General features: G+C 65.5%; 23 protein-coding genes. 13 read left to right on the top strand and 10 right to left on the bottom strand.

Annotated features, from left to right (window positions below; translation table 11 throughout):
- Positions 1 to 40 precede the first annotated feature (40 nt).
- The 3 genes from V3G39_02500 to V3G39_02510 are packed head-to-tail and all read right to left on the bottom strand — an operon-like array spanning position 41 to position 5,006.
- Positions 41 to 1,981, bottom strand: a complete 1,941-nt coding sequence (locus V3G39_02500; protein ID XAS76927.1) for a lipid II flippase MurJ — start codon at positions 1,979 to 1,981, stop codon at positions 41 to 43.
- Positions 1,982 to 2,005: 24 nt separating this feature from the next.
- Complete coding sequence (locus V3G39_02505) at positions 2,006 to 4,519, bottom strand: DUF6049 family protein (protein XAS76928.1); 2,514 nt, start codon at positions 4,517 to 4,519, stop codon at positions 2,006 to 2,008.
- Between the two features lies 1 nt (position 4,520).
- Entirely contained in the window at positions 4,521 to 5,006 is a 486-nt protein-coding gene (locus V3G39_02510; protein ID XAS76929.1) for an NUDIX hydrolase, read from the bottom strand.
- A gap of 70 nt (positions 5,007 to 5,076) precedes the next feature.
- On the opposite strand from V3G39_02510, the gene V3G39_02515 reads away from it, so the two are divergent.
- On the top strand, positions 5,077 to 6,555 hold the full coding sequence (locus tag V3G39_02515) for a CCA tRNA nucleotidyltransferase (protein ID XAS78162.1): 1,479 nt from the start codon (positions 5,077 to 5,079) through the stop codon (positions 6,553 to 6,555).
- 55 nt (positions 6,556 to 6,610) lie between these two features.
- Here the strand turns inward: V3G39_02515 and V3G39_02520 are convergent, their stop codons facing one another.
- Positions 6,611 to 6,829, bottom strand: a complete 219-nt coding sequence (locus tag V3G39_02520; protein XAS76930.1) for a biotin/lipoyl-binding carrier protein — start codon at positions 6,827 to 6,829, stop codon at positions 6,611 to 6,613.
- Between the two features lie 175 nt (positions 6,830 to 7,004).
- Between V3G39_02520 and V3G39_02525 the strand changes: the two genes are divergently transcribed.
- Positions 7,005 to 7,985, top strand: coding sequence for a hypothetical protein (locus tag V3G39_02525; protein XAS76931.1), 981 nt, complete (start codon positions 7,005 to 7,007; stop codon positions 7,983 to 7,985).
- A gap of 133 nt (positions 7,986 to 8,118) precedes the next feature.
- Positions 8,119 to 8,754, top strand: a complete 636-nt coding sequence (locus V3G39_02530) for a TetR family transcriptional regulator (GenBank protein XAS76932.1) — start codon at positions 8,119 to 8,121, stop codon at positions 8,752 to 8,754.
- Positions 8,755 to 8,830: 76 nt separating this feature from the next.
- Here V3G39_02530 and V3G39_02535 read toward each other — a convergent pair whose 3' ends face one another.
- Positions 8,831 to 9,910 carry an inositol-3-phosphate synthase gene (locus V3G39_02535; GenBank protein ID XAS76933.1) on the bottom strand — a complete coding sequence of 360 codons (1,080 nt, stop codon included), beginning with the start codon at positions 9,908 to 9,910 and terminating at the stop codon, positions 8,831 to 8,833.
- Between the two features lie 2 nt (positions 9,911 to 9,912).
- A complete protein-coding gene (locus V3G39_02540; protein XAS76934.1) occupies positions 9,913 to 10,590 on the bottom strand; it encodes a PadR family transcriptional regulator in 678 nt (225 codons plus the stop codon).
- A 94-nt stretch (positions 10,591 to 10,684) separates the two neighbouring features.
- On the opposite strand from V3G39_02540, the gene V3G39_02545 reads away from it, so the two are divergent.
- From V3G39_02545 to rplI, 6 genes are all read left to right on the top strand, one after another.
- Positions 10,685 to 12,988, top strand: coding sequence for a transglycosylase domain-containing protein (locus V3G39_02545; GenBank protein XAS76935.1), 2,304 nt, complete (start codon positions 10,685 to 10,687; stop codon positions 12,986 to 12,988).
- A gap of 103 nt (positions 12,989 to 13,091) precedes the next feature.
- A complete protein-coding gene (locus V3G39_02550) occupies positions 13,092 to 14,435 on the top strand; it encodes a hypothetical protein (GenBank protein ID XAS76936.1) in 1,344 nt (447 codons plus the stop codon).
- Between the two features lie 221 nt (positions 14,436 to 14,656).
- The gene (gene rpsF / locus V3G39_02555; protein XAS76937.1) at positions 14,657 to 14,944 is read left to right on the top strand and encodes a 30S ribosomal protein S6; all 288 of its coding nucleotides are present in this window, start codon (positions 14,657 to 14,659) and stop codon (positions 14,942 to 14,944) included.
- Between the two features lie 56 nt (positions 14,945 to 15,000).
- Positions 15,001 to 15,651: a single-stranded DNA-binding protein gene (locus V3G39_02560; protein ID XAS76938.1), complete on the top strand. Its 651-nt coding sequence runs from the start codon at positions 15,001 to 15,003 to the stop codon at positions 15,649 to 15,651.
- 102 nt (positions 15,652 to 15,753) lie between these two features.
- Positions 15,754 to 15,990 carry a 30S ribosomal protein S18 gene (rpsR, locus tag V3G39_02565; GenBank protein XAS76939.1) on the top strand — a complete coding sequence of 79 codons (237 nt, stop codon included), beginning with the start codon at positions 15,754 to 15,756 and terminating at the stop codon, positions 15,988 to 15,990.
- A 17-nt stretch (positions 15,991 to 16,007) separates the two neighbouring features.
- Complete coding sequence (rplI, locus tag V3G39_02570) at positions 16,008 to 16,457, top strand: 50S ribosomal protein L9 (protein XAS76940.1); 450 nt, start codon at positions 16,008 to 16,010, stop codon at positions 16,455 to 16,457.
- Between the two features lie 83 nt (positions 16,458 to 16,540).
- Here rplI and V3G39_02575 read toward each other — a convergent pair whose 3' ends face one another.
- Both V3G39_02575 and V3G39_02580 read right to left on the bottom strand, forming a co-directional pair.
- Positions 16,541 to 17,119: a TerD family protein gene (locus V3G39_02575; protein XAS76941.1), complete on the bottom strand. Its 579-nt coding sequence runs from the start codon at positions 17,117 to 17,119 to the stop codon at positions 16,541 to 16,543.
- A gap of 101 nt (positions 17,120 to 17,220) precedes the next feature.
- The gene (locus tag V3G39_02580; protein XAS76942.1) at positions 17,221 to 18,549 is read right to left on the bottom strand and encodes an MATE family efflux transporter; all 1,329 of its coding nucleotides are present in this window, start codon (positions 18,547 to 18,549) and stop codon (positions 17,221 to 17,223) included.
- A gap of 349 nt (positions 18,550 to 18,898) precedes the next feature.
- Between V3G39_02580 and V3G39_02585 the strand changes: the two genes are divergently transcribed.
- From V3G39_02585 to V3G39_02600, 4 genes are all read left to right on the top strand, one after another.
- A complete protein-coding gene (locus tag V3G39_02585; protein ID XAS76943.1) occupies positions 18,899 to 19,615 on the top strand; it encodes an NlpC/P60 family protein in 717 nt (238 codons plus the stop codon).
- A 479-nt stretch (positions 19,616 to 20,094) separates the two neighbouring features.
- Positions 20,095 to 21,087, top strand: a complete 993-nt coding sequence (locus V3G39_02590; GenBank protein ID XAS76944.1) for an NlpC/P60 family protein — start codon at positions 20,095 to 20,097, stop codon at positions 21,085 to 21,087.
- Between the two features lie 484 nt (positions 21,088 to 21,571).
- Complete coding sequence (gene dnaB, locus V3G39_02595) at positions 21,572 to 22,942, top strand: replicative DNA helicase (protein ID XAS78163.1); 1,371 nt, start codon at positions 21,572 to 21,574, stop codon at positions 22,940 to 22,942.
- Between the two features lie 155 nt (positions 22,943 to 23,097).
- Positions 23,098 to 24,426, top strand: coding sequence for an alpha/beta hydrolase-fold protein (locus V3G39_02600; GenBank protein ID XAS76945.1), 1,329 nt, complete (start codon positions 23,098 to 23,100; stop codon positions 24,424 to 24,426).
- A 28-nt stretch (positions 24,427 to 24,454) separates the two neighbouring features.
- Here V3G39_02600 and guaD read toward each other — a convergent pair whose 3' ends face one another.
- Together guaD and xdhC are read right to left on the bottom strand one after the other, a co-directional pair.
- Positions 24,455 to 25,732 (bottom strand): guanine deaminase, encoded by a 1,278-nt coding sequence (gene guaD, locus V3G39_02605; GenBank protein XAS76946.1) that lies wholly within the window; start codon positions 25,730 to 25,732, stop codon positions 24,455 to 24,457.
- Positions 25,733 to 25,780: 48 nt separating this feature from the next.
- Complete coding sequence (gene xdhC, locus V3G39_02610; GenBank protein ID XAS76947.1) at positions 25,781 to 26,620, bottom strand: xanthine dehydrogenase accessory protein XdhC; 840 nt, start codon at positions 26,618 to 26,620, stop codon at positions 25,781 to 25,783.

Below are 26,620 nucleotides of genomic sequence, written 5' to 3' on the forward strand. Positions count from 1 at the left end.
CGGCGTTGATCGGCGCAGAAACCGCGCGTTCCGGGGAAGTCTAGGCGCGACCACCGCTGAGGCGACCCAGGCGGCTGGTGACAGGGGCCAACAGGGCCTCGATCTCACCGACCCGGAGCAGGCGGGCCACGATCAGGTAGGTCGCGAGGAAGGCTATGAAGCCCACCGACAGCCCTGACAGAGCGGCTGCCCGTTCACCGGAGATCATCCTCCCGACCACCCATCGCGCGGCGAACGCGGCCACGGTCGCGGCACCCGCAGCGACCGCAAGCCGACCGTAGGTACGCGCGACTCCGGGCATCGGTAGTCCGCCGAGGCGTCGACTCAGCCAGTAGTACCCCGCGCCGGCCTGGGCGCAGTAGCTGATCGACTGCACGAGAGCTACTCCGGCGCCGACCCACTTGTAGGGCAGCAGCAGGCACAGCAGTGTCAGCGGCACGGCGACGGCAGTGCCCCATACCTGCATCAGTAACGGTTTCTTGGCGTCCTCGTACGCGTACAGGGTGCGTTGCACGATCACATTCAGCGCCAGGGGGAAGCTGCCCAGCATCATCGCGATCGTCGCCGTGGAGAACGCGCTGACGGCGTTGGGACCGAGCCCGTTACCGAGCAGAATCGCGACCGGCGGGATGAGCGCGAACGCGCCGATCGTCACCGGGATCACCGCCACACCGCACAACCGGACGGCGGTCGCGACGTCATCGGTGACCCGCTTGGTATCGCGCTCATGGGCGGCTGTGGAGATGCGGGTATAGAGCGCAGTGATCAGGCTGACCGTGATCAGTGAGTGCGGGAGCATGAACAGCAGGAACGCAGTCGACTGCACGAGGCGTCCGCCGTACTGCCCCGGAACGCGCATGAGGACGTTGGTCGTGACCACCAGCCCGCCCTGCTGGATCAGGATCGCCGCGAAGGCCAGGACCGCGATCTTGCTGGTCGAGCGCAACCCGACACCCCGGAAGTGCATGTTCGGGTGGTAGCGGTAGCCGATCCGGCGCAGCGGGAGGATCAGGACCAGAGCCTGCGCCATGACCCCGAGCGTCGCGCTGCCGCCGAGGACGAGAACCATCGACGTGGTCCAGTTGCCCGGAGCCGTATTGGGAGCGAAATGGGCCAGGAAGTAGAGCAGACCGCTGATGGAGGCGACGTTCGCCAGCGCAGGAGACCACATGAAGGCGCCGAACTTGCTGCGGGAGTTCAGCACTTCGCCGAAAACCGTGTAGACGCCGTAGAACAGGATCTGGGGCAGACAGATGAGACTGAAGAGCCAGCCCAGGTGCAGCGCTTCGGAGTTACCGCTGAGGTCGTACACGCGGTACAGCGGATAGGCGAAGACCACGCAGGTCAGCGTGATGCCGCCGAGGATCAACAGCGCAAGGGTGACCAGCCGGTCGGTGAAGGCCTTTCCACCGTCCGGGTCCTTCAGAGCACGTGTCAGTTGCGGTATCAGGACGGCGTTGAAGACTCCGCCAGCCAGCAACAGGAAGACCATGTTCGGCAGCGTGTTGGCGGTGTCCCAGATATTGCCGGCGTTGGCCTGCCCTTTGGCCCGGCCGATCGGGTTCACCGCGCCGACGGCCGCGATGAGCATGACCTGACGAACGAATCCGAGCCCTCGCGACACCAACGTCCCGGCGGCCATGATGGCGCTGGACCGGGCGACCTGAGCGTCCGACCCGTCTTTGGCTACGGTCCGGGAAACGCTGGGGTCCGGCTGCGCGTGCTGCCCACCAGAGGACGCGGGCAGAAGAGGTGGTGTGGACGGACCGGCTGCCTGGCGTACAGCGCGCGCCGATCGGGTGTCGACCAGGCGCGGCTCCAGGATGACGGTGCCGGAGAAGAGATCGAGGGAGGATTCGTCCGTGCGGGCGTGGGAGTAGAGCCCCCCCAGGGTGGCGGCCGGCGCCCGCTCGTCCTGCTGGTGGTGACCGGTGGCCGCGTCGTACTGCCGACCGAGGCTCCCGCCGCCGTGCTCACTCATGTCGGTGTTCACTCATCCCGGTATTCATTCGTCGTGGTCATTCTCATTGATGCCCGGATCGGGCGACGGCTCGCGGGTAGGACCGGCTACGACGGTATCCGGCCCGGTGCTGCCAGCGGGCTCGACATCCTGTTCGGCTCCACGCGGACCACGGCGGATGCTGCGGATGACGCCGAGCAACAGGATGAGGGCGGCCACCCCGCCGAGGACCCAGTAGATCCACGTCGCGGTGGGCCGCACGTTGACCTCCAGGTTGGCCTGACGAACGGGGGGTTTTCCCAGGCGGACCCCGTTCGCGGTCTCCACGAGGACGTCGACGGCCACCGCGCCGGACCCGGCCGCAGCCAGTTGCGGTCTGACAAGGCCACGGGAGGAGGCGCCGAGGGACACCGGCGCGGGTTGACGCTCTACTTTCAAAGCGATCGCCCGGGGGCGCAGCAGCACCTGGACTCCCTGGACCCGCCGGCTCAGCGTGTTCACCACGGTGATCGCGATGCTTCCTCGATCGGTGAAGAAGTTGACCGGGGACGGTGCCACCGAGACCGATTCCAAGATCCTGCTCATAGCATCGCTGCTGAAACGAGAGGCATTCCGCGCACCCGCCACGTGGTCGCGCCAGCGCGTCGAGCCCAGATTGTCGACGAGGTGCAGCCGGTCCGAGACCACGTCGAGGGAGTCGACCAGTAGCGAGTTGAGGCCTGACAGCTGGCCGCGTTGGGCAGTGATCCGGCTCAGGGATGCAATGGTGACGGCGGTGGCTCCCGGGCTCGGGAAGGTAACGCTGCCGCGGTCCGCCCGAACGGAGGCGCGCGGCGAGCCGGCAGCGACCCGCACAGCATCGACACCGCTGCGATCGGTCAACCAGGGAGCGGTGCGTCCTGCGGAGATGATGGTGGACAGGACCGCTGCGGTCGCGCCGCCCGCACGGGGTACCGCGATCGCCAGCGAACGCCGGACAGCGGGACGCTCGTCGTAGATGGTCAGGGTCTGCGCCAGGAACTGCTGCGCCCGCAGGCCTGGATCTGCGGTGTCGGAACCGACCAGGGCGCTCAGTGACTCGTTGTAGAGCAAGGCGCCCGACGTACCGGCGATGCTGCGCTGGGCCGAGCCGGTCGCGCTCTGGGCGCCCGTGATGCCGGAGGTGGGCAGCACGAGCACCGGGGCGGGGCGGTCCGCGCGCGACCACGCGCCGGTGATCTCGGCGACATCGCCAGCATTGACCCCATTGGCAGGCCAGGCCACCTCGGTGGAGCTGATGGCGGCCATGTCCGGTCGTAGCGTCCGGGCGACCTCCTCACGCAGCACTCGCGCACCGCCGGCACCGGATCGGACCAGCCCGGACAGATCGGGATCGTCATGGGCGGTCCACAGGACCGATTGACTCCTCGGCAGGGTGCGCAGCCGCTCGCGCAGCTGGGCGGTCAGAGCCTCCACGGGATCGGCCCGCACAGTTCCGCCGGTGCTACTGGGACTGCTGGGACTCGAACTCGGCGACCCGGAGCCGGTGGGTACCTGACCGGTGGACGAACCGGTGCCGGTGGGGCTGGTTGAGCCGCTTCCTGGTGTCGGTGCCGAGGTCGTCGACGTGGGCGACGCAGGAGTGCCGGAAGGGGTTGCGCTTGCAGTGGAGGCCGTTGACCCGGACGTCGGGCTCGAAGGGGGTGGCGTCGAACCGGCCGGCGAAGTCGAAGCAGGCGAGCTCGAGGGAGGCGGGGTCGAGGGAGGCGGGGTCGAAGTGGTCGAGCCGGGTGGGGCGGCACCCGGTCGAGGGGCTCCGGCGCTGGGCACTGTTGGATCGGCAGCCGGAGCAGGCACGGTGATGGCGGGATCGACGACCCAGGTGATGGGCTGGCCCGACAACGTGCTCAGCAAGGTGTCGATACGCGAACCCGGGCCGATTGCGCGGGCCCACGCGCGGTCCCGTGCTGCGCCGCTGGGTCCGAACAGGGCCGAATCAGCCGGGAGCGTGAGTGGCACCAGCCAGGTCACCGGCAGTGGGATGTTCGGCGCTTTGCCGACGAAGGAGATGGTGGTCCGCCAGATACCTTTCGGCGCGGTGCCGCGCCCGTCGAGCAGGCTCAGTAGCAGCGGCAGATTCGCGGTGCGGTACCCGTTGGGGAACGCTGACGCCGGGATGGTGAGCGCGAACGGTTGCCGACCGCCCGCAGCCAGGGGCGCAAGGCTGGTGGCAGTGCGTGTGACGGTCTGAATGCCGGAGGTGCCCGCGTTCCACTGCTGCAGCTTGCTGGACGTGTCCAGACTTGTGGTGCTCAGTCCGGCGGTCAGTTTGGGCGTCGACAACGCGGCCTGCCCTGCTTGCAACATGCCGGTGATGAAGACCGGACGATTCGGTCGAGCGATCGTCGGTGTCACGGAGGTGATCGCGATGGTCGGCACCTTGGACACCGTGGAATTTGTCGCCGTGGCTGATGCGTAGGCGGGCGGCGGCGCTGCCTGCACGGGTGCCACTCCGACGGTCCAGGCCAGGGTGAACAGGGCCGTGATGGCGGCGACCCACCGGGTGAGCACGCGCCCCAACTCAGGCGGTCCCTGCGAGGTGCTCCCAGGCGGTGTGCGCGATACGACGTTCGTTGGGGAAGGTGAGCCGGGTCGAAACATCGTCCAGCAGGAACCACCGCGCATCGATGGCTTCGTGATCGGGGTCGTTCTCGATGGAGATCTCTCCACCGAGTGCCTCCAGCAGGTAGTGGTGCACGCGCTTGTGGATCCGAAATTGCGGCGTGCTGAACCAGTAGTCGATTGTGCCCAAAGTGAGAAGGGCGCGCCCCATGATGCCGGTTTCTTCCGCCACCTCGCGCACGGCGGTCTCCGTCAGGGTCTCCCCGGGCTCGACATGGCCCTTCGGCAGACACCATTCCAGTCGCCCCGCACGGTTGTGCCGAGCAATCAGCGCGATCCAGGCGCGTCCTTGGGCGACGTCGATCACGACACCGCCGGCAGAAATCTCCTCGACCGCGGGGAGCCGACGCGGATGCCGGTTCGCGGGAAAGGTATACAGCGTCATCCATGCACTGTAACCAGCCGGCCTGCCCGAATTCGATCATTGTCTCCCTTCGCCTACCCTGACCCTCGTGGTGTCGCCGGATCCGTCCCAGATCGCCCGACTTCGGGAAAGTGCCGTGCGTCGGCTGGCTCCGGTGTTGGCGACGCTGCGTGAACTGGGCGATTTGTTCGAAGCTGACGGTCACGAGTTGGCACTGGTGGGCGGGCCGGTACGGGACGCTTTCCTGGGCCGCGACCTCACCGATATCGACCTGACGACGTCCGCCTCCCCCGATCAGACCCAGGCGTTGTTGGACCAGTGGGGGGCAGCAACCTGGGACATCGGGCGCGCGTTCGGGACCATCGGCGGGATGCGGCACGGCGTACAGGTCGAGATCACGACCTACCGGGCCGACATCTACGACCGGGCGAGTCGCAAACCGCAGGTCACCTTCGGCGACTCGTTGCAGGAGGATCTGCTGCGCCGCGACTTCACCGTCAACGCGATGGCGCTGCGACTGCCCGGCCTGGAATTCATCGACCCCTCCGACGGGCTCTCGGCGCTCGCGGCGCGCGTGCTGGACACCCCAGCGACGCCGGAGCAGTCTTTCGGTGACGACCCGCTGCGGATGATGCGCGCGGCGCGGTTCACTGCCCAGTTGGGTTTCGAACTCGCACCGAGGGTGGCGGCCGCAATAGCTGTATCCGCCCAGAGCCTGTCGATCATCTCGGCCGAGCGGGTGCGCGACGAGCTGGTGAAGCTGCTGCTGGCGGTTGACCCGCTACCGGGTCTGCGAGTGCTGGTGGATACCGGACTCGCTGAGGTGATGTTGCCGGAGCTGCCCGCCCTGCAGTTGGAGGTCGACGAGCACCACCACCACAAAGACGTCTACGAACACTCCCTGACGGTCTTGCGTCAGGCAATGGCGCTGGAGGGTGCGCGCGACGTGGCGGGGCTGGGTGCGGTGCCGGAAGTCTCCCCGCCGGATCTGACCTTGCGGCTGGCCGCCCTGCTGCACGACATCGGCAAGCCTGCGACGCGAAAATTTGAGAAGAACGGCGGCGTGTCGTTCCACCATCACGAGATGGTGGGAGCGTCGCTGACCCGCAAGCGGATGAAAGCGCTGCGATTCTCCAAAGACGAGATCAGGGACGTCACCCGGTTGGTCGAGCTGCATCTACGTTTCCACGGATACGGCGGCGGTGAATGGACCGATTCGGCGGTTCGCCGGTACGTCACCGACGCCGGCCCGTTGCTGTCCAGGCTGCACCTGCTCACCCGGGCCGACTGCACAACACGCAACCAACGCCGCGCCGCCGCGCTCGCTCGCACCTATGACGGTCTGGAGATCCGGATCACCGCAGTGTTGGAACGAGAAGAACTGGACGCGGTCCGCCCGGAACTGGACGGCAACCAGATCGCGCAGATCCTTGACATCCCGCCGGGTCGGGTGCTGGGGCGGGCCTACAAACACCTGTTGGCCTATCGCCTCGACCAGGGGCCGGTCGGGTACGAGCAGGCAGCGCAGGAGCTGCGTCGTTGGTGGGCGCAGCAACCCGAAGCGCAGTAGCAGCGTCGCATCGGCTGAGCGCTGTCAAGTGAACACGCATCAGCTCAGGACGGCATCAGCTCAGGACGACGAGGATCTCGCCTTCCTGCACGACGTCTCCGGGCGCCACGCGCACGGCGGCCACGGTGCCCGCGACCTCGCTGAGCACCGGAATCTCCATCTTCATCGATTCCAGGAGCACGAGCTCCTGGCCGATTTCTACCTGCTGGCCCACCTGCACCTGCACCTGAGCGACATTGGCGACGAGGTCGGAGACGATTTCCTGAAAGGCCATTCGCCGATGATGCCACCCGCCCCGCCCTACCCGCGCGTAGGTGCCGCATCCGGCATCGGGTCCGCATCCTGCGCACATGACAAATGACCCTGTCCACGCGGTGTGCGGCGGCGTACGGTGAGGAGCAAGCCGCCGACAGCCAGAATCGGGCGGGTGAAGTGAGAGGGGTGCCGAGATGCTCGGTCTCATGTCCGGTCTGAACGCCTCCGGCACAGAACTGTCGACTCACGCGGTGCACGGACCCGCGCTCGTCGCGGTGCAGGTGGCTGCGGCGGTCTGTGTCGGGACGTACGCGCTGAATGCCTACGGCCGAAGCAGTCGTTCGGCGCGGCGCTCGATGATCCAGCTCGCAGTGCTGGTCGCACTTGCCGGGCTCGGGGCCGCATGGGTGGTGCAAGCAGGCGCAGGCATCTCCATCTTCGCGTTCAGCAGCGTGGTGTTCGGGCGGCTGCCCAAAGTGCGGCGCCGACTGCTGGTCAGCGCCGTCGCGGTGCTGGTGTTCGCCCTGTTGGGCGCGTCGTGGGTGCTCTTCCCGTTCGCTGCACTGGTCGCTGTGCGGGCAATGAATCTACTGGGGTCCGGCTCCTGCTCGACCCGCTCGGGCCGTGGGCGCCCCAAAGCGCGGGGCTGGGAAGGACAGTGCTGGCAGGGATGGGGTGGGGATGGACAGGGCCGGATGTGCTCTTCGGAGCCGGTCGACCTGCGCAAGTCGGCGTCCACGTCGGATCACACGGCGTCCCCCGTACCGGGCCAGCCTGATATCTCGGCCTACGTCCAGCACAGCGGGGTGCCGCCCGCAGCCGCTGCTCTGGTGCGGGAGATCGACGAACGGTCGACCGCTGCGACCGCGTATCTGGCGCAGCAGGGTCGCTCCAGCGGCACCGAGGCGATTGAGGTCGAACGTATTCGGGACGACTACGCGCCGGAAGCGGTCCGTGCCTACCTTTCGCTGCCGCCGTGGTCGGGCGACGACACGGTCCTGGCCGACGGCAAGACAGGCACCCAGCTGCTGGTCGGTCAGCTTCAGCTGCTGACGCAGAGGCTGCGGCAGATCCAGGATTCAGTCGCGCTGACCGGTGGCGAGCAGCTACGTACCCACGGAGCATTCCTGCGTGACCGGTTCCCCACGGATCGGGATGACTCCCTGTCGTTGTAGGCCACCGCAAGGCCGTCCCAGACGGTTGCCGGACCGGACCAGATCTGATGCCGGTACGCATTATGGACACGAGAAACCTCGTTGGGCCCCTACGATCAGGGCGTTCCAGTGAGGTATCTCGGAAGGTAGTTCCATGACGCGCACCCGTCCCGCCCGCGCGGAAACCCGCCGCAAAGTGCTCGACGCGGCATATCTGGTGTTCGGCGAGCGCGGCATCGTCAATACCTCGTTGGAAGAAGTAGCGGCCGCGGCCGGGCTGACCAAGGGTGCGGTCTACTCCAACTTCCGTTCCAAGGACGAGATGGTCCTGACCCTCATGGAGGAGCGCGCAGCCGGTCGGGTTGCCAAGAGCCTGCAGGCCGCCCGGGGTGCCACGACACCGGCACAGGTCGCCGAACACATCGGCGGTGTCCTGGTGCACGAGATGCGCGCTGACCCCATCTGGCACCGGTTGCTGGTCGAGTACGCCGCGATGGCTCGGCGAGACCCGGACATCGCGGACAGGCTGCGCCGCAGCCGACGGGAAATGCGCGCAATGCTCACGGAAGTACTGGTCAGCCTTGCCGATACGTTCGACGTCAGGCTGCCGATGCCCGCAGCTGACCTGGCCGTCGTGCTGCTGGCCGTGAGCAACGGGTTGGCACTGGAGGCCGACATGGAACCCGAGGGGGTGCGCGACGACCTCTTTGCGCGGGTTCTGAGCACCCTGGCCGGTGAGGCCGTGACCACGGTCGTCGGCGCGAGGCTGCCGGCCCCGGTCGACGGCTGACATCGCGTGTTGATCGCGCCGAACAGGCCGCCTTCCCTGGTGGGGAGGCGGCCTGTTCGGTATTACGCAAGCAGACTCAGCGAGCCTCGGTGCCTGCGATGAAGCCCTCGAGCTTGGCGCGACCGACCTCATCACGACGCTGCTCGGGCGGGGACTTCATCAGGTAGGACGAAGCGGACAGCAGTGCGCCGCCGATGCCACGGTCCTTGGCGATCTTCGCGGCGCGGATCGCGTCGATGATGATGCCGGCGGAGTTGGGGGAATCCCAGACCTCGAGCTTGTATTCCAGGTTCAACGGCACGTCACCGAAGGCGCGGCCTTCCAGGCGCACATAGGCCCACTTGCGGTCATCCAGCCACTGCACGTAGTCGCTCGGACCGATATGCACGTTGCGGGCGCCGAGGTCGTGCTCGAGGTTGGAGGTGACGGCCTGGGTCTTGGAGATCTTCTTGGACTCCAGGCGCTCACGCTCGAGCATGTTCTTGAAGTCCATGTTGCCGCCCACGTTGAGCTGAAAGGTGCGGTCCAGCACCACTCCGCGGTCCTCGAACAATTTGGACATGACCCGGTGGGTGATGGTCGCGCCGACCTGGGACTTGATGTCGTCACCGATGATTGCCACACCCGCGTCCTCGAACTTCTTGGCCCACACGGGGTCGGAGGCAATGAAGACGGGCAGCGCGTTGACGAAGGCCACACCTGCGTCGATGGCGCACTGCGCGTAGAACTTGTCGGCAGTCTCTGAACCCACGGGCAGGTAGGACACCATGACGTCGGCCTTGGAGTCCTTCAGTGCCTGCACGACGTCGACGGCCTGCGCGTCGGATTCTTCGATGGTCAATGCGTAGTACTTGCCGATGCCGTCCATCGTGGGACCGCGCTGCACGGTGATGCCGGTAGGCGGCACGTCTGCGATCTTGATGGTGTTGTTCTCCGAGGCGCCGATGGCCTCGGACAGGTCGAAGCCGACCTTCTTGGCATCCACGTCGAACGCGGCGACGAATTCGACGTCGTTGACGTGGTACTCACCGAACATCACGTGCATCAGTCCGGGCACGGTGTGGTCCGGCGATGCGTCCTTGTAGTACTCGACACCCTGCACGAGCGAGCTCGCGCAGTTACCGACGCCAACGATGGCGACGCGGATGGATCCCATGATCACTCCTTCTTGTCCTGCGCCGGTTCGGCCAGCAGGTCTTGGTGGTTCGCGGCCGGGGTGGCCTCAGTTGCGGTGACAGCAGTAGTTGCGGTGGAGCTTGGTGCAGGCCTGGTAGCGGTGTAGACCGAGCGTTCGGTCTCGATGAGCTCAGACAGCCACCTGACCTCGCGCTCGGTGGAGTCCAGGCCGTGGCGGTGCAATTCGGTGGTGTACGTGTCGACACGTTGGCGTCGCGCGGCGTTTGCCACCCGGGCGTCATCGAGGCGCTCCTCCAACCGACTGCGCCGACCTTCCAGGATGCGTAGCCGCACATCGCTGCTGGCGCGTCCGAAGAAGGCGAAGTGAACGTCGAAGTTCTCGTCTTCGAAGGTTGCCGGCCCGGTCTGCGACATCAGCGACTGGAACTGCTCTTTGCCTTCTGCCGTCAGCTCGTAGGTGATGCGGGTGCGCTTGTTCGCGGCTGCGGCCCGCAACGGACTGTCTCCGTCTTCGTTCCGCTCATCGATCCAGCCGCGCTCGACCAGCGAGCGCAGACACGGATAGAGCGAGCCGAAGGACACGGCGCGGAAGGCGCCGAGCACTCCGGACAGTTGCTTGCGCAGCTCGTATCCATGCAGTGGGGCGTCGTTGAGCAGGCCGAGAACGGCCAGCTCGAGAATCGCACCACGTCGGGACATATATGCGACGGTACACCCGCGATGTATCGGTTCGATACATCGCAATCCTGCACGACACCGCTGACGTGATAGCTGGGACCGTTACTCTGCACCGATGAGCGACGAGGGGCCGATCGGCGACGCACCTGAAGATGGACCCACCGGACAGCGGTCCCGTCGGCGCGGCAGCAGCCCGGCATCCGGGCGCTCGCGGCGTCGTTCCGGGCGCAAGCAGCACGGTCTGCTCTTCAAGGTCATCACCCGCTCGATCGCCGGACTTCTTGCGTTGTTCCTGATCGGTGTGGTCGCGCTGGTGGTGTTGTATCAGCGCACGACCATCCCTCAGCCCGGCCAGGACGCGGAGAAGCAGGTCGCCGTCGTCTACTACGCCGACGGGAAGACCGAGATGGGCCGGATCGGGCCGGTCAACCGGCAGAGTGTGCCGCTGTCCAAGGTGCCGCAGAAGGTGCAGTACGCGTTTCTCTCGGCGGAGGACCGCAATTTCTACGACAACAGCGGCGTGTCACCGACCGGTATCGTCCGCGCGGCGTGGGCCGATGTGCGTGGTAGCGCGCAGCAGGGCGGCTCGACCATCACGCAGCAGTACGTGAAGAACTACTTCCTGACGCAGGACAAGACGGTCAGCCGTAAGGTCAAAGAGATCATGATCTCGATCAAGATCGACCGGAAATACACCAAACAGCAGATCCTGGCCGATTATCTCAACACCATCTACTTCGGGCGCAACGCCTACGGCATCCAGGCGGCGTCCCAGGCCTATTTCGGGGTTGACTCCAGCCAGCTGACTGTTGCCCAGGGTGGTTACCTCGCCTCGGTGATCAATGCCCCCGCTATTTTCGACCCAGCCAACGGCACCGACTCGGCCAATCGCGCACGAGCGCGGATGACGTACGTGTTCGACGGGATGGTGAAGAAGGGATGGCTGACCCAGGCTGAATCGTCGGCCCTGACGTTCCCGAAATTCGCCGCGCGTAAACCCGCCAACAGCCGTACCGGTTCCAACGGTTTCCTGGTGGCAGCCGTGGAGCAGGAGTTGTCGAACAAGCTGAAGCTGTCCGAGCAGGACATCGGTCGTAGTGGCTTACGCATCACCACCACGATCGATAAAAAAGACCAGGCAGCAGCGGTACAGGCGGTGAAAAACAGCGTCGACAACACCGGTAGGAGTGCCAAAGATCAGGTCAACACCGGTCTGGTCGCGATGAAGCCGGATGGCGCAGTGGTCGCGATGTACGGCGGCGCCGACTACCAGAAATCACAGTTCAACTCCGCGACGATGGCGGCGGTGCCAGGCGGTTCCAGTTTCAAGGTATTCGCGTTGACGGCCGCACAGGAGAAGGGGATTGCCCTCTCCACCAGGGTCAGCGGGGCGAATTACCTCAAACTACCCGGTGTCAAAAAGCCGCTCACGAACTCCGGCAACGAATCGACGGGGTTCATCACGCTTCGGACGGCCCTCACGCAGTCGATCAACACGGCCTTCGTGCGGTTGAATCTGCAGCTCGGAACGGGCAGGACACTGGCTGCGGCCAAGCAGTTGGGCATTCCGGCCAGTGATCGGGGGATGAACTCGCCGAGCGCCATCGACACTCTCGGAGTCGCAGACGTGCACCCGATCGACATGGCGACGGCGTACAACACTCTCGCCGCCGACGGCAAGCGTGCCGATGCCCACTTCGTGCAGAAGGTCACGAGCGAGACGGGCAGCTACAGCTACACCGCCCCGTCGGCCACGCCACAGGTTGTGAGTAAGAAGATCGCCAACAACGTCGCCAATGCAATGGGGGGGCCGGTCTCGGACCCCAATGGCACCGCCTACCAGACGTTGCGTGACTTCGGTCGTCCCGCAGGCGGCAAGACCGGGACCACGGACAACTTCCGGTCAGCGTGGTTCACCGGTTTCACACCAGGTCAGCTGACCACCTCGGTCGGTATGTACGCCGGGGACGGCGGCGCCAAGACGTCACTGGCCAAGGCGGGCAAGACCTTCTACGGCGGCGAGGTCCCGACGCAGATCTGGAAAGATTTCATGACCCTCGCGCTACAGGGTCAGCCGGCGCCGAAGCTGCCGGCAGCCACCGATCTCGGAGGTGGTTTCACCAGCGGTGGAGGATCGAACGTACCGCCGCCGGCCAGCACGACGACGCAGGGGCCGACCAGTTCGTCCCCGTCGTCTTCGTCCTCCTCCTCGTCGTCGAGCACGACGTCGACTCCCTCATCGACCAGTTCCAGCACTGCCCCGACCACCTCCACGCCGCCGCCGACCCCGACCAGCCCGAGCACCACGGCGCCAACTCCGTCGGCGACCCGCACCGTGGTGCCACCGGTCCTTCCCTCGGCGCCCAACACGCCGGGGGCCCCACCGAACCCGGGAGCGTCTGGGAGTAGCAGTGGCTGAATAACCCCGTCCAGATGTCAGGTTCGGCGGGTCTGGTGGCCTCCGGACCCGGCACAATCGACATTTCGCCGACCTTCGAGCATGGGCGCGTAGCCTTCCGCCCATGACCCAGGACGGACAGCGACTCCGCGTGCCGAGTCGAGGGGATGGCGTCGCACGAGTGGCGACCGAGGTGATCGGGGGACCGGTCGGGCGGTTCGCGAGGGTCGGCGCCCGAAGCTGGCTGTACGTCGGCGCGGTGTTGTCCTCGCTGGCCAGCGTACTGATCGCGCTGGGCGTCGTGCAGAAGAACCACTGCGAAACAGTCGGTTGGGGCGGACCGGGCGCCTTCTGGCGGGCCTGCTACTCCGACCTGCCGGTGGGAGCGGGTGGTTCGGCCGGCGCTACCCCCTGGAGTGCGGGCGGGCCCGGACAGACCCAACCAGCGCTGACCGCATACATCACGTGGGGATTGCAGCACCTGGTGCCAAGCGGCGGAACGATGCTGCATCGCCAGCAGCTTTTCTACGGAATTTGCGCGGTCGTCATCACCGCCCTCGTGGCCGCCACGACCATCGCCACGGCCTCAATGCTGCGCGGATCGCCATGGCAGGCCGCGCATGTCGCGCTGAGCCCGGTCCTGATCACCGCGTCGCTGCTGTCACTGGACATTTTGGGGGTCGCGCTCGCAACCGTCGGGATGGCCCTGTGGATGCGTCGGATGCCAGTTGCTGCAGGCGTGCTGCTCGGTGCGGCGGTGATGGCCCGTACCTACCCGCTCATCATCATCGCCGCGATCGTGCTGTTGGCGCTGCGCGAACGACGTGGGTCGGCTGCCCTTCGCATGCTCGGTGCTGCCGGCGTGGTGATCGTCTTCTTCATGGTGTCCGCCGTCGCGGTGGGCGGTGACCCGCTCGCGCCCTACCGCGCCTGGGGTGCCGCAGGCGCGTCGTACGGATCGCCGTGGCTGGTCGCCGCGATCCTGCACGTCAAACTGCCCGCCACGGCTCTGACGATCGTGGCGCTGCTCGGCTGGCTCGCGGCGCTGCTCGCCGGGATGCTGCGGGTGAGCATGCCGCATCCGGTGCGCCTGGGGCCTCTTGCGCTGATGATGCTCGTGATCGTGATGGTGACCGGGCGCTCGTTCACCCCGCAGCAGTGTCTGTGGGTGCTGCCGCTGCTCGCGGTCAGCGCGATGCGATGGCGTGAGCACCTGGCGTGGGCGATGGTCGAGGTCGTCTACTTCGTGATGGTCTGGATGTACGCCGGGAGTGCGTCCAACCCTGCGAAGGCGCTCGCACCCGCCGGGTACGCGGTGTTCTGCGTGGTCCGGCTCGTCGCCTACGGCGGGTTGGCCTTTGCGGCCTGGGAGTCCGCGGAGGATGTGGATGAGCAGATGCAGCCTGTCGTGCGTCGACCTGCGCCGCGGACTGACGCGGATTTCCGCGCGAGCCGCACCCCCGCCTAGACTTGGCCACCGTGCGTCACGCACGCCCTGTGGACAAACCCCACCGGCTGTCGGTGCTTTCGGGCACAGTGGCATCCCAAGGTAGGCCAACGGGTGACATCCACCGGCAGCACCGGTTCGTAACGAAATGGTGCTCCGGGTGATGGCGTGGCGACGACGCTGCAACCCTCCTGTCACGGAGAGACCGTGACCGCTTGAGACCAAAGGAGGTGGGTTCACTTATGCGTCAATACGAATTGATGATCATCCTCGACCCCGAGCTCGATGAGCGCACCGTCCAGCCCTCGCTGGACAAGTTCCTCACCGTTGTCACCAAAGACGGCGGCACCGTCGACAACATCGACCTGTGGGGCCGACGTCGGCTTGCCTACGACATCTTGAAGAAGTCCGAAGGCATTTACGCCGTTGTCACCATGACGGCTGAATCCGCGACGGCCAAGGAGCTGGACCGTCAGCTCGGCCTGAACGAGTCGATCCTGCGCACCAAGCTCCTGCGCGCCGACGCCTGAGACGACTCCTCGTAACCAACTCGATGAGTTAGACGACAGGAAGCAGAGAACACACCATGGCTGGCGAAACCGTTATTACCGTCATCGGTAACCTGACCGCTGATCCCGAACTGCGTTTCACTCCCTCGGGCGCTGCCGTAGCGAACTTCACCGTGGCTTCTACGCCCCGGCAGTTCGATCGGCAGAGCAACGAGTGGAAGGACGGCGAAACTCTGTTCATGCGTTGCGCCATCTGGCGAGACGCGGCAGAGAACGTGGCAGAGTCGCTGACCCGTGGTTCGCGGGTCATCGTCTCTGGTCGGCTGAAGTCCCGCTCGTGGGACGACAAGGAAAGCGGCCAGAAGCGCACTGCAACGGAGTTGGACGTCGAAGAAGTCGGCCCTTCGTTGAAGTACGCAACGGCAAAGGTCAACAAAACCCAGCGCGGTGGCGGCGGCGGGGGTGGCGGCTTCGGCGGCAACTCCGGCCAAGGCAACTCCGGTGGCCAAGGCGGTTTCGGCGGTAATTCAGGTCAGGGCGGCGGCAGCGATGCGCCGGCCAATGACCCATGGGCAACCGGCGGCAACTCGGCTCCATCCGGAGGCCAGCCCAACAACGGCGGCAACTCCGGTCAGGGCAACGGCGGCAACTCCGGTAACCAAAATGGTCAGGGTGGTCAGGGCGGCGGCTGGAACACCGGCCCGTCGTACGACGAACCACCTTTTTAGACCGCTGGATTCGATTCCTGCACCACCTGTCACACCAGTTCATTCACTTCAACCATCCCGAGCGCTGATGCGTTTCGGGCTCTCACGAAGGAGAGCACCACGGTGGCTAAGCCAGTAGTACGCAAGCCCAAGAAGAAGGCCAACCCGCTCAAGGCGGCGAAGGTCGAGAACATCGACTACAAGGACACCGCGCTGTTGCGCAAGTTCATCAGCGATCGCGGGAAGATCCGCGCACGTCGGGTGACCGGAGTGTCCGTCCAAGAGCAGCGCCTCATCGCCACGGCCGTCAAGAACGCCCGTGAGATGGCATTGCTGCCCTACTCCAGCTCAGCACGCTGAGCGGAAGGGAAACGGATATGAAGCTCATCCTCACTCATGAAGTAACCCAGCTCGGCGTGGCCGGCGACGTGGTGCAGGTCAAGGACGGCTACGGCCGTAACTACCTACTCCCGCGTGGCCTCGCAATGCAGTGGACCAAGGGCGGCCAGAAGCAGGTCGACTCGATCGTGCGTGCCCGGGCGACCCGTGCGGTCAAGACGCTCGAGGACGCGCAGACGATGAAGACCCGTCTGGAGTCGGCGACCGTCACCGTCCCGGTTCGCGCAGGTAGCGCTGGTCGGTTGTACGGCGCTGTCACCAGCGCCGACATCGCGGACGCGGTCAAGGCCGCCGGTGCGGGCCCCATCGATCGGCGCACCGTCTCGGTGACGTCGCCGATTCGCGCGTTGGGCGGTCACGAGGTGCAGGTCCGTCTGCACCCCGAGGTTCAGGCACAGCTGCGACTGGACATTGTCGCGGCCAAGTAACACGCTCATCAACGAGTCAGCCCCGCAACCGTCACGGTTGCGGGGCTGACTCGTTTTCAGTAATTGCGCAGGGGTGAGCGAACTCAGGCGACGGTGAGACCGAAGCTCTTGATAACGGCCGCCAGGCCGCCCGCATAGCCCTGACCGGTGGCGCGGAACTGCCAGTCGGTGCCTTCGCGCACGAGCTCACCGAAGAGCATTGCGGTTTCGGTGGAGTAGTCCTCGGCGAGGTCGTAGCGGACGATCTCGCGGTCGGACTTCGCGTCGACCATTCGGATGAACGCGTTCTGCACCTGTCCGAAGTTCTGGCCGCGTGCCTCGGCGTCGTGGATCGACACGACGAAGACGATCCGCTGGGCGTTCGCGGGCAGTGCCCCCAACTCGACCTTTACCGACTCGTCGTCCCCTTCGCCCTCCCCGGTGCGGTTGTCGCCCTCATGGACGATGGCGTCGCCTGGTGAGCGCAACTGACCGTAGAAGATGAACCACGAGTCGTCGATGCAACGCCCGCTGGCGTCACATACGAGGACCGAGGCGTCTAGGTCGAACTCGGCACCGGTCGTGGTGCGCGGATCCCATCCCAGCCCCGCCAGAACGGTGGTGAGTGTGGGGGCTTCCTTGGCGAGTGAAATCGCCCCGCCCTTGTTCAGTGAAATCGACATGTGTAATGGATCTCCTTCGGCGATCAACGGAATCAACTCACCCTAGCTGTCAGCCCTGGGTGCCGTTGTTCGGGCGCCCGATGCACCAGGGCCGGTTACCTTCAGACCCCGGCGACCAGCCAGCGGTCGCTGCGTGCCCGGATCGACAGCAACGCGAGGCGGGCGAGCATGAAGAGGGAGAACCCGGCCCACAACACCATGACCGCTACGCGCGGCCCGTGTCCGGCCAGCGCGGCTGCCTGCTCATGGATGGCCACCGCCAGCGGGATGTACAGAGCGAGCAGCACGGTCTGAACGATGGCCAGCGCCCGCCCGTCGCCCGCTCCGATGAGGACGCCGTCCAGCACGAACACGACGCTGGCGATCGGGGCTTGGAGCGCGATGACGAGAAGTGCCCCGCCGAGCGCGCTTCGAACCTGTGGTGCTGTGGTGAAGAGCAGCGGAAGCACCGTATGTGTCACGGCGAGCAGAGCTCCGGCGCCGACGCCTGCCGCGATGCTCCAGCGCACCATCAACCGGGTGCGGGAGCGAACCAGTGCGGTGTCCCCAGCCCCCAGGGCCGCGCCGGTCAGCGACTGAGCGGCGATCGCCAGGGCATCCAGCACGAACGCGAGGAACCCGAAGACGGTCATCGCGACCTGGTGGGCAGCCAGGGACGGAGGTCCGAGAGCGGCCGCGCACCAGGTCGTCAGGAGCAGGACAGCACGCAGCGACAGCGTGCGGATCAGCAGAGGCACGCCGTGCCGGGCGGCGCGCAGCACCCCGGCAGCCCTGGGGGACAGGTGCGCACCACTGTGCATTGCCCGATGTAGGACCACAGCGCTCAGACCTGCGGCCATCCCCCACTGCGCGATGACCGTGCCCCAGGCCGACCCGGCGATCCCGAGCCCGACCGGATAGACGAGCAGCAGGTTCAGGACCAGGTTGGCGGTGAAGCCGATCGTGGTCGCGACCAGGGGCGTGATCGTGTCCTGGAAGCCACGCAGGACCCCGGTAGCTGCCAGGGCGACCAGCATGGCCGGGATGCCGAGCGCGCTGATCCGCAGATACACGGTGCCCTGTTGCAGGATCGCGGCGTCTGCGCCGAACACTCCACACAGCGGCCCAGCGAAGATCGCGACAGGGGCGGCCGTGAGGAGGCCGACGCCGACAGCGAGCCACATCCCGTCCAGACCGGCGCCGAGAGCATCGTCCGGCCGCCCCGCTCCGACCCACCGCGCGACGAGAGAGGTGGTTCCGTAGGCGAGGAAAACGAAGATGTTGGCGGCGGTCAGTAGTACGGCGCTCGCCACCCCCAGGCCGGCCAGTGGGTCGATACCGAGGTGACCCACGATGGCGGAGTCGGCGAGCAGGAACAACGGCTCAGCGATCAGGGACAGCAGCGCCGGAACTGCCAGGCGCAGAATCGTCCTGGTGTCGCTGGACTGCATGAATGACAGCCTACGAGACTCCAACTGTCCACAATGTAAGACGATCGGGTGAGCCAATATCAAATGGTCGAAGTGAGATGCTTTGAAAACCAATATAAATGGCTGTGGGCCCGCTATTCCAGGGATTGGTAACGGAATGATCACGGCGAGTTGGTCTACTCAGCCGCGGCTCAGCGTTGGTGAGATATGCCTCACCGACCTGGGTAGATTTCCCTCTGGCCCGATCTGGTGCATAGTCGTTGTGCCGCGGTTCAGTACGGGGGTTCTGAGCACGGCACACCGGACGCCCACGGGCGTAAGTGCGTGATCGTCCGGCCGCCTGTCGCCGACCGTTGAAGGATTGTCCTCCATGGGTTCCTACGCCCCCCGCCACTTGCAGAACGAGCCGAACCGAGTGTTCGCCGCCATCTCCCGCCGCGGTGCCGCCATCGGCATCGGTGCGGCCGTGATCGTGCCGAGTCTGGTCGCAGCAGACCTGGTGACCGCCACCTCCGCCTCTGCGTCCACCAACGTCGTCGTGCTGCACAGCGGTTCGACCGGGTACTACGTGAAGGTGGTGCAGAAGCGGCTGAACATCCCGCAGACCTCGCGGTTCGATGCTCGAACTCTGCACGCCGTCAAGAACTTCCAGCGGATGAGGCATCTCGCGCGCGATGGTTACGTCGGGCCGAATACCTGGCGGGCGCTCGGCGGCTTCCCGGGCGCACCGACCGCGAGCAAGCCCAGTAGTCCGGCCGCCACCTCGAATGTGGTCACCATTGCAAAGCGTTACACCGGTGTTCCCTACGTCTGGGGTGGTTCCACCCCCCGAGGCTTCGACTGCTCCGGATTCACCTCCTATGTCTACCGCCAGGTCGGGCGCTCGCTGCCGCGCACCGCTGACCAGCAGGCAGGGGCCACCAAACGCGTCTCCACCCCCAGGCCCGGCGACCTCGTCTTCTTCGGCTATCCCGCTCACCACGTCGGTATCTATGTCGGAAACAACCAGATCATCGACTCGGCGAAGCCGGGAACGCGCGTTCACGTGCATCAGATCTGGGGCTCGCACTACTTCGGTCGTGTCTGAGTCACAGTTCTTCACACTCACCGAAAAGCCCGACCCTCACGGGGGTCGGGCTTTTTTCGTGACGTGCTGTGGGGTAGCGCGGGGCGCTACTGGTGGGGTTCTGTCGTGGTTCATCTCACGATGCGGACATCTTCCACATCGAATTTCGCTCGGCGTTTTGTTCGAAAAGGACTCGTTCCGATTGCGTGGCTATTTTTTCCATCAACCGCAAAGCGCCGCAATATGGGCAAATGTGACGAAGCACACCCGTGTAAGTCACATCGACGTAATTTAACCCTCGAACATATGTTTTATGAGTCCCAGATTTCTCATCTTTCGCACCAGCCCCAAATTCGGCATAGTCCAGGTGTCGCGCTCGCAGGCGACCGCCAGCGGTGAGCGATATCGCGCAGAGAGTTGCTTGCTGCCGCGCGGCGTCCCCGACGCGTGGTCCGATGCCATGAGAGGTACCGATGACGACGACACTCAGCCCGAGGCACATGAAGCGCCGGCCAGGAATGGCCGCCACGCTCCGCCCCGCCCTGACGTCACGCACGACGATGGTTGTCGGGGGTGTGGCGGTAACAGTCGCTTCCGTGGGTGGGGTGGCCCTCGCCGGTCCCGCCATGGCAGCACCCACCCAGACCGATGTGGTTGTTCTGCAGTACGGCTCGAGCGGGTCGCTGGTGAAGGTGGCGCAGCAGCGCCTCGGCGGACTCACGGTCGACGGACAGTTCGGCCCCGCCACCCAGCAGGGCGTCACGTCGTTTCAGGCGCGTAAGGGGTTGGCGACCGATGGTGTCGTGGGACCGCTGACCTGGGCCGCCCTAGGTGGCTTCCCCGGTACCTCTGCCGGGCCCACCCCGCCGCCCCCGCCGCCCCCGCCTACCTGCAGCGTGAAGGTGCTGCGTTACGGCGCATCGGGGCCGCTCGTCAGCGTTCTGCAGCAGCGGGTCGGAGTTTCCAGCGACGGACAGTTCGGACCGGCAACCCTCGGCGCCGTCAAGTCTTACCAGACCAGCAACGGCATCACCGCTGACGGCAGTGGTGTCGTCGGTGCAGCCACCTGGCGCGCTCTCGGCGGGATGCCCTGCAACGTCGCACCCACCCCGCCGGCACCGCCTGCGGGCGGTAGTGGGCCATCGACGCCGACCACCGCGAAACTCGCCGAGGTGGTGCGCGTAGCCCAGCAGTACCTCGGCGTGCCCTACGTATGGGGCGGTACCACCCCGAGTGGTTTCGACTGCTCTGGTCTGACCCAGTACGTCTACGCCAAAGTCGGACTGACCCTGCCCCGCACGTCGCAGGCACAACAGGCGTATGCGACACCGACGACGTCGCCCGTGCCAGGTGATCTCATCTTCTTCGGCTACCCGGCCTCCCACGAGGGGATCTACATCGGTGGTGGCAAGATGATCGCCGCACCGAGACCTGGCCTCCAGGTCCGCATCCAGGACTACTACAACCCGACCGGGTTCGGCACCCTGCGGTAGAGCTCCCTGCGCGATCGGCAGGTACACCCGGTCCCCGACACGTCCACAGCGGTCGTGCGCTCTCAGTGAGCGTCCGGCCGCTGTTCGGTTCTTGTGGACAGTGATGCTCACAACCTGGACGAAGCTGGAAGAACTTCTTATCCACCTGCGGTGGACGGCATATCCGCTGGTCCTCCTGGTTTCAAAGGATTCGCCGCACCTTGTCCACAGGGTCATCCACAACCTGTGCACATCCAGTTGCTGCTGTTTCCCCAGGTTGCCCACACGTTGTCCGCAGGAGCGTCGTCAGCGCTTTGGCATGTCGCGACGTAGCGATCTAGCGTAGGGCAACCGCGCCGCATTCGATGGCGCACATCCGGTCCTCGAATGCAGCACAACGCTGTTGTGCTGCAACCATGCGCGTCGCGTCCACGCTGCGTTGTCGGTGCCGAGTGCTGTGATCAGGGTCAGTGCATGACTGCCGAGAGAAGGGGTGCGAGTGTCGATCGCAGAGCTCGAGGGCGCGTTCAGCGGTGGCCGCAACGGGTCGCAGGACGGTCTGGTGCCACCGCAGGATCTCCATGCCGAGCAATCGGTGCTGGGCGGCATGATGCTCAGCAAGGACGCGATCGCTGACGCCGCTGAAGCAGTGCGTGGTACCGATTTCTACCGGCCCGCTCACGAGGCCATCTACGAAGCGATCATCGATCTGTACGGTCGTGGTGAACCGGCTGACGCGATCACCGTCGCGGATGAGCTGGGCAAGCGTGGCGAGTTGAGTCGCATCGGTGGACAGGCCTACCTGCACGAGTTGATCCAATCGGTCCCTACGGCCGCCAATGCGGGCTACTACGCCGCGATCGTGGCCGAGCGCGCCGTCCTGCGTCGGTTGGTCGATGCGGGCACCCGCATCACCCAGATGGGGTATGCCAGCGGCGGCGGGTCAGTGGTCGATGTCATCAACGAAGCCCAGGCCGAGATCTTCAAAGTCACCGGCAGCAAAGAGAAAGAGGACTACGTCAAGCTCGGCGCGGTCATCGAGGACACGGCCGATGAGATCGAGGCCGCCAGCAGCACAGCGGGCCAACTGACAGGCGTACCGACGGGGTTCACCGATCTGGACCAGCTGACCAACGGTTTGCACGGTGGTCAGATGATCGTCATCGCCGCGCGGCCTGCTGTCGGCAAGTCCACCCTGGGTCTGGACATCGCGCGCGCAGCCTCGATCAAGCACGGCATGACGTCGATCGTCTTCAGTCTGGAAATGAGCCGCTCAGAGATCTCGATGCGGTTGTTGTCGGCCGAGGCGAACATCCAGCTGCAGCACATGCGCAAGGGATCGATGCGCGATGAGGACTGGACCAAGATGGCCTCCACGATGGGCCGGATCGCCGATGCGCCCTTGTTCATCGACGACTCGCCCAACATGTCGTTGATGGAGATTCGTTCCAAATGTCGCCGGCTCAAGGAGCGCGAGAATCTCAAACTCGTGGTTATCGACTATCTGCAGCTGATGAGCAGCGGTAAGCGGGTCGAGTCACGCCAGCAGGAGGTCTCAGAATTCTCGCGTGCGTTGAAGTTGCTCGCGAAGGAGCTGATGGTGCCGGTGATCGCCATCTCGCAGCTGAACCGTGGACCGGAGCAGCGGACTGACAAGAAACCGATGATGAGTGACCTGCGTGAGTCCGGATCGATCGAGCAGGACGCGGACATGGTGATCCTGCTGCACCGCGACGATGCTTTCAATCGTGACTCGGACCGGCCCGGTGAGGCCGACCTGATCGTGGCCAAGCACCGAAACGGTCCGACCGACACGATCGGTCTGGCGTTCCAAGGTCATTACAGTCGCTTCACCAATATGGCCAAGGAGTTCTAAACACTCCCGCTGGCGATATATACACACGGCCGCCGACACGATGTGTATCGACAACCTGCGCTCTCAGGGAACCTCCAGCCAGTCTCAAGATCTACTCAGGCTCTCGCGGCAGCATGATCCTTAGATGCAAGGACGCGTCGGGGAGCTGGGAACAAGTGTTTGAACCAAATAGCACGGTAGTGGTGTGGGCGTTGTGGGGCCTCGCCGTTCTGGGGGTTATCGGGATTTGTTGGCTCTGGCCGCGGTTGGCAAACCGTGGAGTGACACCCGTACTGGGTAGAGCGCTCTCTCAGGTTGTCGCATCAACGCTCGTGGTGCTGGCCGTCGGGGGCTTGTTGAACCAGCAGAATGGCTGGTACGGCAGTTGGACCGACCTCGGGAACGACATCCTGGGCAATCCACCTGTCATAGCCCACCAGGCACTCAGGGGTCATCTGCAGTACACCCAGCACTTCGATTCTCAGGCCGCTCGTAGGACAGACCAACGGGCGCAGCAGAGGTTCGGGGTGGAACGCGCAACGTTCCAACGCACCCTGGGTCTGCACACCAAGTCCAACGCGCAAGGTCAGGCGCAAGGTCAGTATGTTTCCGTGGTGGTGCCCGGACTCGGACTCACCGGGCGAAAGGATGCGGGCAAGGTCACAGTGTGGCTTCCGCCGTCCTACGCCACCGGCTCGCAGAGCACCACCTACCCGGTGATCGAGGCGTTTTCTGGTATCTCTGGAAGCCCTCGCGACTATCAGACGAAGGTCAAGTTCCAGGACATCATCGCAATGGAGCACCAACGGTTCGGATTGGTCGAACCGATCGTGATCATCCCTGACTACAACCCCTCGGCCCTGGACACGGAGTGCGTCAACTCCCCTGGGGTCCCGATGGAGACCTGGGTGACCCAGACCATCCCGACCTGGGTGCTGCATCACCTGCGGGCCCGGCCGGACCGGGGATCATGGGCGGCGCTGGGGTACAGCGCGGGCGCGTTCTGCGCAGAGGTGAGCGCCGTGCTGAACCCACAGCAGTACGGTGCGCTGCTGATCTTCGGTGGATACAACCACCCGGAATGGGGCAGTTGGTTGCCGTTCGGCAAGCTGTCCGCGTGGCCGGAGAGGTACAACATCCTGAAGGATCTGCGGGTGTCGCCGCCACCTATCGACGTATGGATCGAACAGTCGGAAGCGGATCCGGAATCGTTGGGGGAGGCGAAGCACTTCATCCAAGCCGTGCGTGCGCCGACCTCGGTCACGACGATCGCGCTGAAAGGTGCCGGGCACCGGTTCGATGTGTGGAGAGGTGTGATGCCCGACGCCCTGAAGTGGTTGGCGAAGTCCGAACCGGCGTTCCAATCCCGCGTCGTGCCCCCTGACGTACGACTCCCCTCCGCCAGCCCGGTGCACCCGTCGGCTACGGCGCCACCTGCTCCCCCCAGTAAACCCGGTCCCACTCCGAGTAACGACCCCACGTCGTCGGCGCCCTATCCGGCCTGAGGTACGAGGCGAAAACAGTATTGCGGGGTCAGCCTTTGACGCTGTTCCCGTTGATCCAGACCTTTTTGACGGTTTCTTCGGTGCCGAGTGCGAAGGCTTTGGCCAGCGCGTTGTCGATGTCGAGCGCATTGCGCAAGTTGACCTGCAGGGCGCTGTCGTCAGCGCCGCGCAGCCACACCGCATCGAAGTGTTTGCCGACGCTGAAGTCGCCGACCTCATCGCGTTGCAACATGGCTGCGCCGGCTGAGGTGGCCAGGTGCAGCAGGTGTGCCGGGGTGAGCGGGGCGCCGTCCTGGCCCTGCAACTGCTGGATGAAGTAGCTCTGCAGGCCCTCTTTGAACATCGAGAAGCCGGTGCCGCCGCCGACGTCGGTGCCGAACGCAACGCGCACGCCGTGTTCCAGGTGCCGTTTCAATGGGAACATCCCGCTGCCCAATGCCGAGTTGCTGGTGGGGCAGTGCGCGACGCCCGTATCGTGGCGGCTCAGCATCGCCAGCTCCTCATCGCTCGCGTGCACATTGTGCGCCAGCACGCTGCGCCGACCGAGCAGGCCGTGTCGTTCGTAACTACCCACGTAACTGGTACCGAAGAGCTGTTCGACCTGGGCCACCTCGGCGGTGTTCTCGTTGACATGGCTGGTGAACCACGCGTCCGGGATCTCGTTCATCAGTTGCCCGGAAGCGGCCATCATGTCGTCGGTGCAGGACAGCGAGAAGCGGGGCGTGACGGCGTATCGCGCGTACCCAGTGCCGTGCCAACGCTTCGCCAACTCGTGACTGCCGGCCAGCGCGGCCTCGATCGTGGTGAGCAGGTCGTCGCGCAGAATGCGGTCGCTGAGCACCAGACCGGTGGTGATTCGTAGCCCACCGCTCGCCGCGCGGGTGAAGAGCGCATCGACGGCCGGCACGAAGTGCGCACCGAAGACGAGTGCGCTCGTCGTCCCGGCATGCACCAACGAACGGACGAAATCGTCGGCAGTGCCCTGCGCGTATTCCGGGTCGGCGAGCCGGGCCTCCTCGGGTAACGCGCACCGCTCCAACCAGTCCAACAACGGCATGCCGAGTCCGCCGATCGCCCGCACCTGCGGGTAGTGCACGTGGGTATCGACGAAACCAGGCAGCAGCAGTCCGCCATTCAGCTGCTCGACCGGCTCATCCGGGTGCTCACGCCGAACGTCGGCGAAGTTGCCGCGAGCGGTGATGACGCCGTCCTGCACGAGCAGCCCGCCGTCCTGCTCACTGCGCAGAGTCCCCCCGTCAAAGGGGTTCTGCGGGGTGTCGAGCACGGTGGCGCGATAAATCGTCACGGGTCAGTCCTAGAGATTTGTAGGCAGATGTTCGGGAGGTATGCGTGTTCAGGAGGTGTGCGGGGATGAAACGTGGGCAGCTGCGGTGGCCCGCTCAGCTGCGATCGTGTGCAGCAGAGCGGCGGCGGCAGAGACGGCGATGGTGGCCGGCTCTTTGCCGACCAGCTCGGGGACGCCGATCGGGCAGCTGATGCGCGCGAGCGCCTGCGGGGAGTGCCCCTCTTCGCGGAGGCGCTTGTCGAACCGGCGCCATTTGGCGCGCGACCCGATCACCCCGATCGTGCCCAGTTGCGTGCACCGCAGCGCGGTATCGCACAGAGCCGCATCTTCGGCGTGATCGTGGGTCATGATCAGCACGTGCGTTCCGGCCGGCACCTCACCGAGCACGAGCTCGGGCACGGGCGAATGGTGCCAGTGCAACGTTGCCAGCGAATCGTCGTACACGGCAGGAGATGCCGGGCTCGCGTAGGCCGATCGTGAGTCGATCAGGTGCAGCTCCAGATCCTGGCGGGACAGAATGCGCGCCAGCTCCACACCGACGTGACCCATCCCGAAGATGGCCACTGACGGCACTACCGCCAACGGTTCGAGGAGTACCTGAACCTGCCCGCCGCAGCACTGCGTGCCGTGTTGGACCGGTGCCCGCTCGTTGAGTGCCAGCTCGAAGGATTCCGGGCCTGAGGCAGCGGCGGACAGCATCGCGCGAGCCCGCACCACGGCGGTGGCTTCCAGGTTGCCACCGCCGATCGTGCCGAACTCAGCGGTCGCCGAAACGACCATCTTCGCGCCGGCTGCGCGGGGAGCGTGGCCGCGCACGGAGGCCAGGGTCACGAGAATCCCGGCCTCCCTGCGCTCACGCAGTTGGGCAACAGCGTTGAGCCAGTGCAT

This window comes from Dermatophilaceae bacterium Sec6.4 (assembly GCA_039636865.1).
Taxonomy (GTDB): domain Bacteria; phylum Actinomycetota; class Actinomycetes; order Actinomycetales; family Dermatophilaceae; genus Allobranchiibius.